The organism is Paraburkholderia sp. RL18-085-BIA-A (assembly GCF_046027075.1).
Taxonomy (GTDB): domain Bacteria; phylum Pseudomonadota; class Gammaproteobacteria; order Burkholderiales; family Burkholderiaceae; genus Paraburkholderia.
On record NZ_JARESU010000242.1, the window covers coordinates 1 to 7,659 of the forward strand.

Here is a 7,659-nt window from a genome sequence, read left to right on the forward strand (position 1 = left end):
GGCTCGAAAACGGGTCCGCTCACAGCGACGGCGCGCTGAACAACAACGGGCGGCTGTTTGGGCGGGTCGCCACCGCCGGCCTGTCGAGCGTTCCGGTCGGTACCGTCACGCTCGGGCGGCAGGTCGATCGATCTGATAGAACCACTCACCGAGGCGGCGATCTTTGGTTCGTCGTTCGCGACCCCGGGCGATCTCGACAACTACGACGAAAGCCTCGGCGTCAATAGCGCAGTGAAGTATGCGAGTCCGAGTTATGTGGGATTCCAGTGGGAAGGCATGTACGCGCTTGGCGGGGCCGCGGGGAGTATGTCGAGCGGTCAGACCTACTCACTTGCAGCGGCGTATGGGCAAGGTCCGCTAAATGTTGCCGCCGGGTACTTCCACGGTCGGTACGGTCGCAAACGGGTGGTTCTGCTACACGAGGATGGCGTGAATGTTCCAACGAACCTGGCTGGCATCGCATACGTGCCGTTCCCCACGGGACACGTGGAAGCCGGACTTCACGTGCTACGCCGCGAACTTGACACGATGTATGGTCAATAGCTGGTTCGTCGGCCATGGACGGGATTTTCGCGAGCCGGCTCGACGCCGGGCTGTTGCTGTTCGCGTGCGACATGATCGAACATGCTTCAACGAAATATCTCAACGGAGGAACGATGTTGCCGAACAAAGGGGAGCTACGTCGCCGAAGGCATGACGCGCAAATGATCGAGCCGTTTCTTTTTGTGAAGCGGCATATACACCTGGCACGTCACGCGAGGGCGTCGCCTTCAGCAGCCGCTGAACTCAACCCTCGAGAGTCCGTTTTGGGCCGCTCACAATGCACGAGGAGCAGCGCAGCTGCGTCACGCTGAAAGCGTTGCTGCGCGACTATTGGAAACCGTTGATCCAGCTCGGCGAACTCGTGGTCGCGTTGAACGTCGTCAACTACGTGCTGCTCGCCTATATGCCGACTTTCATGCAGAAGCAGCTGGGCATGAGCGACAACATGTCCTTGCTCGTGCCGCTGATCGGCATGCTTGCGATGATGGTGTTTCTGCCTTTTGCGGGCACGTTCTCGGATCGCGTCGGACGCAAGAACGTCTGGTGGTTTTCGCTGATCGGCCTGTTCGTCGCGGCGATTCCGATGTTCCTGCTGATGAAGCCCGGCCTGGTCGGTGCCATGATCGGCTTTTCGGTGCTCGGTCTGTTGTACGTGCCGCAACTCGCCAGCATCTCGGCGATGTTTCCCGCGATGTTCCCGACGCAGGTCCGTTATGCGGGGATGGCGATCGCCTATAACGTGTCGACGTCGATTTTCGGCGGTACCGCGCCGATGGCGAACGAATGGCTCGTCGCGCATACGGGCAATGCGTTGGTGCCCGCTTATTACATGATGGCCGCGTGCGTCGTTGGCGCGATTGCGCTGATCTTCGTCACCGAAACGCGCGGGTGTTCGTTGCGCGGGTCGGGCATTCCGGGGAAGCAGGAAATGATTGGTTGAAGTGACATGGCGTGGCCGGCCGCCGATCGCTGCGGTTCGGCCACGCGCGATCAAAAGCGTCTATTGCAACAGGCTTTCGCGATCGTGTCGGACGCGAGGGCTTGCATAGTGAGCGAGTCTGCTTTCAATCGCGCGACGCGTCAACGAATCATCCGTCGCTACGTCGCGCTCATCGTGCTTACGACTTCGCAGCGCTCATGATCGCGAGGCTCGGGCAGTAATGCGTCGCGCTCAGATACGCGACCTGCTGCGAACGCACGCCTGCGCTGCTCGACGTGGGCGGATCGATGAACACCTGCGCATTGTTCGATCCCGCGGGAGCCGCCAGCGTCATCGTCACTTTCCACCAGTTGCCCGCTTTCACCGCGCTCAGCGCGGTCGGCTGACCCGCGCCCCAAGTACCGCGGACGATTGCGCCGGTGTTCGTGTTCAGCACCCAGCCGAACTCGGCGCCGCTCGGATCGTCGGTCTGGATCGAGCCGCCGGGGAACACCGTCGCGTTGGCGGTGGCGAGCACATAGTCGGTGAACGTGTACGACTGGCCGCCCTGCACGCGGATCACTTCATGGATGTTCGACACGGCCGAACCATTCGTGGTCGTGATCGTCGCTGCGCCGCGATTCACGCCGGAGATGTCGGTGGCGGGCACGGCGGTGCCGCCGTTCGACTGCGACCACGCATCCGGCGTCGCGAGACTGAGCGGCGAGTCGATCAGGTTGTTCGCATAGCAGGCCGACGCGGCCGCGTTGGACGGCGGCCCGTAGAAGCTCGCGATGCTCGACTGGATTGCGTTGTCGGTCGTATCGGACGTCGCCTTCGTGAGGATCGCGCCTTCGAAGAACTGGATCGGCGCGGCGCTGCCGTCGCCGCCTTCGCCGAGCGAGAGACCGCCCTGCCATTGGCCGTTGAACGCATGACCCGCGTCGTGGCCGAAGTTCAGCGCTTCAGGCGGCGCCTGGTCGTACAGCGACGTCAGCACGCTTTGTGAAGCGGAACCGCCTTTAACCGCGAAGAGATTCGAGGCGGTGACCGGCGAGTACTTCGACAGGACCGTGACGAACTTCTCTTTCGCCGGCTGCTGCGGACCGTACAGATACACTCCGGCTTCCGCATCGACGCCCGGCCAGTTGGTATCGAGCGCATTGCACACCGGGTCCTTCACGTTCGACGGCTGGATCGAGTCGCCGTCGCAATAGCCGAACACGGCCGCGTTGCCGTTCGAGAACGCGAGCGCGAACATTTCGCCTTCCACTTCGCCGTGCGAATAGGTGCTGGGATTCGCGCTGTTTTCCATGTTGCCGTAGGTGCCGCAGCAGGTCGACGATTGGCTGTAGTGCGCGCCGGCCACCATGTACTCGGCGATTTCGCTATCGCCGATCGACTGGTTCACCGTGCCGAAGCGCTTGCGATAGGCTTGGCCGGCCAACGTGCCGAGAGCCGGAATTCGCACGCCGTTCGTCGTGACGAACGCGAGCTTGGCCGGCGTGCCGGGGAGCGCGGGCAAGTCGTTACCAATCGTCACTTGCTCGGTCGGCGCTTGCGCGGTCAATGCGGTCGGAGGCTGCTGCAGTTGCACTGTCAAGGTGCCCGCGGTGCCGGGCAGCGTGATCGTCGCGAAGCCGTTGAGGACTGGCACGGTGGTCGTTTTCTGCGAGCCCGAGGTGCCGTTGGGCACCGTCAACGATTCCGTGCCATCCTGGTTCAGTGTGAGCGTCGCTGGTACGTTACCGAATGCCCCCCCTTTCAATGGCGCGACCAGATCGACCTGATCGTAGATGTAGACAACCGAGCAGGTCGTGTTGTTGCAGAAGGACTGCGTGCTCTGCACATTCGCCGAGCCGACCAGCGAGCGATCGCCGCCCTTGAGCGTGCTGTTGGTGTACGGATAGACGTCGAGCGTCGTGTTATCGGACGCGCGTTGAATCTGGAACAGCGGGCCCTGGTAGTTCTTCGTCAGCAGACGTGTCACGCTGTGCGCCGCGGAGCAGGGCGTGTTGGCCGTGGCGGCGGCGTCGCAGGGCAGCGCGGTGGTGATCGCCGCGTTGTCGTCCGCCGATGCATTCGAATTCGACTGCGCCGCGCTGTTGGAGGGCGCCGGGTTCGCGGTGGCCGCATTCGCCACCGGCGAGGTCGACGCGCCGCTATTGTCGCCATTACATGCGGCGAGTCCGACGGCTATCGCCAGCCAGACCGCCACTAATCCCATTCTTCTGGACATCATGACCTCCTCCTATGGAACCGCTGATCGGGTTGAAATACTTAGGTGTACAGATCGATGTAAAGAATCGTTATGGTCGTTGATGCTCGCAAAAGGCAGCCGGTCGGGCCGGCGCGCAACATCTGGTAAGTAATAATATTAATCAATAATATCGATTTGACGCCATGGGGTAATCCCTCATACTTGCATTATCGAATTGAAAGAATCACGCGTCAGGGCGCTGTAGGCAATTCGCATGGACCAGCAGCTTTTTTGAATTATTACTAATACTGTCGTGTGCGAGTCGTGCATCGGCACGCGGCATGCCTGAACATGGCGTCGCGGCGCACCGTGCGCCCCATGACAAGGGTTTAAAGCGAAGGGATGGAAATGAAAGTGACGCGCGGCAAATTACATGTTCAACCGCGCATGGCTTGCGCCAATGTACTTGAACGCCATTCAACCACCGGACAGAACAGTGTCCTCGATTTCGTAGCGCTCATTGCCGACTGAAATCAGATTGATGCCGGCGTGCTTCCGGGTCAGCGTGTTGCCGGGCATCGGACGATCGCTCGCGGCCGCAGCTGTGCCGATTACCCGGCCGTTGACACCAAAGAAAATCGCCCGCGTCGTGCCATCGGGCCAGTAGACCACGACCGTATTCGATCGATCGCTGTGATGGACGACGCCGAACTTGCACATCGTTTTGGTCTGTCCGTTGTCGCGCTCGCAGGGCAGCGTGCCGGTCGCGCTGATAGGCGATTCCGTTAGGGGCGCGTGGCTGTTCTGCGAACCGACCGGACCGCGTTCCGTCGAAATCGAGATGAGCGTCACGCCATCCGCTTCGCCGACGACCCGCGCATGCCGATGATGCCCGACGATCGCGCGCACGGCGGCGCTATCGCTCGCGCCCGGACAGCCGACCAGCATCGACGTGTGGTCGAGATAGTTCGCAGTCGCGGCCGACTCGCCGAGCCGTCGGCATGCATCGCCAGAGTGCGGATAACCATCGCCGAGCACGACGAATGACGCGGGCCATTCGAACCGGTTGGCGGTCCCAGCGGCCTGCGCCGAAGTCGAAGCATCACCCGCACCGAAACCCGCACCGAAAACGAGCGCCGCAATCGTCGCGTAGAGCGCCGAGCTAAAAGACCGGGCCGCGTGTGGCATCGAACTTCTCCTTAACGTGCTCACGTCCGAGCCGCTCCTGAAGCCAACGCGGCCTGCGCGCGCTGCAGCCACTCGCGATTATGCTCGCGCGCGTGACGCGGCCAATGTTTGGCGTCTTGAACGATTTCCGCATAGAGGCGCCGGCGCGGCGGCGGTCCGCATCGTCCGGTTGCGCGGCGAGCCAGTCGGCGAACAGGCAGCGCGGCGCGACGTCACTTGCGCAGCTCAGCGCCTGTTCGAATGCCGCGTGTGCGCCGGGCGCGTTCAGCGCGGCCAACCTCCAACATGATTCCGGATAGATTGGCGCCAGCCAAACGACGTCAAAACCAAGGTTGCAAAATTCGGACTGGCCATAGTTACAGCTTTGCCGTAACAGCCAGTGTCGAGACAAGATTGTTGATGATTGATTTCTTTTATCGAAAATCCGCGAGCGGCAGGGAAGCCAGGCTTGTCTGCGCCGTGCGCGTACAAAATGGTACAGGTTCGACGCCGCTGATAGGTCGGCCTCGCTATGCCTGCAGCCATAGCGGCGCACCGGGCACAACGGCGGTCGTGCCCGGTGCGGTGCAGGGGAGACTTGGGATGCGCAGCCGAGATAACACCCATTATCGCCGCAACGTATCCTCGCGTCTGGTGGTGAAGGGCAACGTATCGTTCGCGGGTTCAATGATCCGGGCGTCCCGGAGCTATCAATCTGTTCGCGCGAGGGATGTTATATCGAGCACGCAACGCTGGCGCGCATCTTCGATCCCCTGACGCGGGGGCCGGACCATCAGGGCGAAGGGGAGGGGTCGGGTAGCCTCGGACTGGGTCTTTACATTGCAGGCGAAATCGCCAAGGCACATCACGGTGTGATCGAAGCGCGGTCCGACGAGACGGAGACCTCATTTTCGGTGTCCCTCCCGCGTGTCAACGAACCGTAATATGGCGCTCACGGCCCGGCGTAGCAAGCAGGGGCGACCCACCCGACATTGCGACATCCGCCTCCGGCAATAGCCGACCAAAGTCCTATAGCGCATCAACCGATCCCCAGTTACGCTGCGCCTACAATCAGCTTGCGGGTCGCTATCGCGACGTTAAATGGTCAACTTCAATCAAATCGTCGCGGTGGTTGACGATGACGAATCAGTTCGCCGCGCCCTCAAGCGTTTGCTGCACTCTGTCGGGGTAGAGGCGAAGACTTTTCCCAGTGGCGAGGCATTTCTGGGCACGCTGTCGTCGGCAGCTTCGTGCCGGCCCGCCTGCGTGATCGTGGACTTCAAGATGCCAGGGATCGACGGGCTGGAGCTGCAGCGCCGCCTAGCCCCGACTGGCGTGCCCATCATCTTCATTACCGGGCACGACGATCCGGCCGTTCGCGAGAAGGCTCTCGCGAGAGGTGCCGCGGGCTACCTGAAAAAGCCGTTCAACGCCGCCGCATTGATTAGGGCTGTGGAAAAAGCTCTAGAGCTACGCCAACTTCCATAAAGCGCTTCGCCCAACTGCCGCTGAATGTCCGGTTCAAGGCTTAATCCAACCATACATGCGCAGAAGGCGGCCGTCCGAAGAGGGTCGCGTACTGCCGATCACAGCCTTGCGAGGTTCAAGCTGCGTATGCCCATTGCATGAGGCGGCGCCCGGCCATGAAGAGACGGTCACCGATCCCAGATCCCAGTGTGAACGACCGCTCTTCGGCGTTATGCAAAGCTTCTCCTAGGTCGAATCCCACCAGCCGCCGTTTCGCGTCTGATCGAGGGCCGTTGCAGTAAGCATGCCACACATTTACCATGCCTCTTTAACGACTACGACGGAGTCAACTTTTGCCCCGTTTTGTTGTCTGCGGACCTTGCAAAATTGCAAGCTGAGAGTGTCGCGTCATTGACGCAGTGTCTGGTTGATCCCCCGCGTCAGGGCGCTTGTATCGCAGGGTGCCGGCCCGTCAAGCGCGACAAGCCGCGCGAGAGGAAAAATCCATGTGGGAAAGCGAAGCGCGCTTCCGGACGATGATGGACACGGCTCCGGTGATGATCTGGATGTCGGATACGGCTCGGCTGTGTACGTTTTTCAACAAGCCGTGGCTGGATTTTACGGGCCGCACGTTGGAGCAGGAAATCGGCAACGGGTGGGCAGAGGGTGTGCACCCGGACGATTTCGAACGCTGCCTGAGCGTTTACGTCTCATCGTTTGACGCGCGCAAGGATTTCACGATGGAATACCGTCTGCGAAGACGGGATGGCGTGTATCGCTGGATCCTCGATACCGGCGTGCCGCAGGAGGACGTCGACGGTACGTTTCTCGGCTACGTTGGTTCATGCGTCGACATCACCGACCGCAAGCAGGCCGAAGAAAAATTCCGGAGCGCTCTGGAATTCCTGCCAGTTGCCATTCTTACTGTTGATCATCACGGCCGGATTGTGCTGGTCAACGCGCAAACCGAAAGGCTCTTCGGCTATCGACGTGACGAACTGAGCGGACAGCCTGCGACTATGCTCGTTTCGCAACTGCTGAGCGACAGGGGCTCCACGCCGGAACCCGAGATCGCCCGCATGGCACACGCTTCCGTAGTGCCGGCCCCTCGCGATCTGTTCGCGCGTCGTAAGGACGGGACCGAGTTCCCGGTCGAGGTCGGACTCAAGACGGTTCGATTCGGAGATGAAGAGACTGTGCTCACGGTCATCATCGACAGAACCGAGCGGTATGAACTGTACCGAAACCGGCAGGAACTGGCCCATCTGACGCGCGTGTCAACGATGGGTCACCTGGCAGTGTCGATCGCGCATGAACTGAACCAGCCCCTTACCGCGATTCTGAGCAACTCGGAGGCCGCCGA

Annotated in this window: 5 protein-coding genes and 3 pseudogenes; 5 read left to right on the top strand and 3 right to left on the bottom strand. The window is 61.2% G+C overall.

The window, feature by feature from the left end; translation table 11 throughout:
- The first annotated feature begins 57 nt into the window (after positions 1 to 57).
- Both P0D89_RS49700 and P0D89_RS49705 read left to right on the top strand, forming a co-directional pair.
- Entirely contained in the window at positions 58 to 543 is a 486-nt protein-coding gene (locus P0D89_RS49700) for a TIR domain-containing protein (RefSeq protein WP_408379177.1), read from the top strand.
- 280 nt (positions 544 to 823) lie between these two features.
- A pseudogene (locus P0D89_RS49705) lies at positions 824 to 1,483 on the top strand (MFS transporter); the annotation flags it as partial.
- Between the two features lie 178 nt (positions 1,484 to 1,661).
- On the opposite strand, the gene P0D89_RS49710 reads toward P0D89_RS49705, so the two are convergent.
- The 3 genes and pseudogenes from P0D89_RS49710 to P0D89_RS49720 all read right to left on the bottom strand — a co-directional run.
- Complete coding sequence (locus P0D89_RS49710; RefSeq protein ID WP_408370247.1) at positions 1,662 to 3,704, bottom strand: arabinofuranosidase catalytic domain-containing protein; 2,043 nt, start codon at positions 3,702 to 3,704, stop codon at positions 1,662 to 1,664.
- Between the two features lie 435 nt (positions 3,705 to 4,139).
- Positions 4,140 to 4,850 (bottom strand): hypothetical protein, encoded by a 711-nt coding sequence (locus tag P0D89_RS49715; protein WP_408370244.1) that lies wholly within the window; start codon positions 4,848 to 4,850, stop codon positions 4,140 to 4,142.
- Between the two features lie 20 nt (positions 4,851 to 4,870).
- A pseudogene (locus tag P0D89_RS49720) lies at positions 4,871 to 5,127 on the bottom strand (hypothetical protein); the annotation flags it as partial.
- 430 nt (positions 5,128 to 5,557) lie between these two features.
- On the opposite strand from P0D89_RS49720, the pseudogene P0D89_RS49725 reads away from it, so the two are divergent.
- From P0D89_RS49725 to P0D89_RS49735, 3 genes and pseudogenes are all read left to right on the top strand, one after another.
- A pseudogene (locus P0D89_RS49725) lies at positions 5,558 to 5,773 on the top strand (ATP-binding protein); the annotation flags it as partial.
- Between the two features lie 157 nt (positions 5,774 to 5,930).
- Positions 5,931 to 6,317, top strand: coding sequence for a response regulator transcription factor (locus P0D89_RS49730; protein WP_408370241.1), 387 nt, complete (start codon positions 5,931 to 5,933; stop codon positions 6,315 to 6,317).
- 485 nt (positions 6,318 to 6,802) lie between these two features.
- Positions 6,803 to 7,659, top strand: an 857-nt coding sequence (locus tag P0D89_RS49735; RefSeq protein ID WP_408379178.1) for a PAS domain-containing protein, incomplete at its 3' end; no start/stop codon positions are given.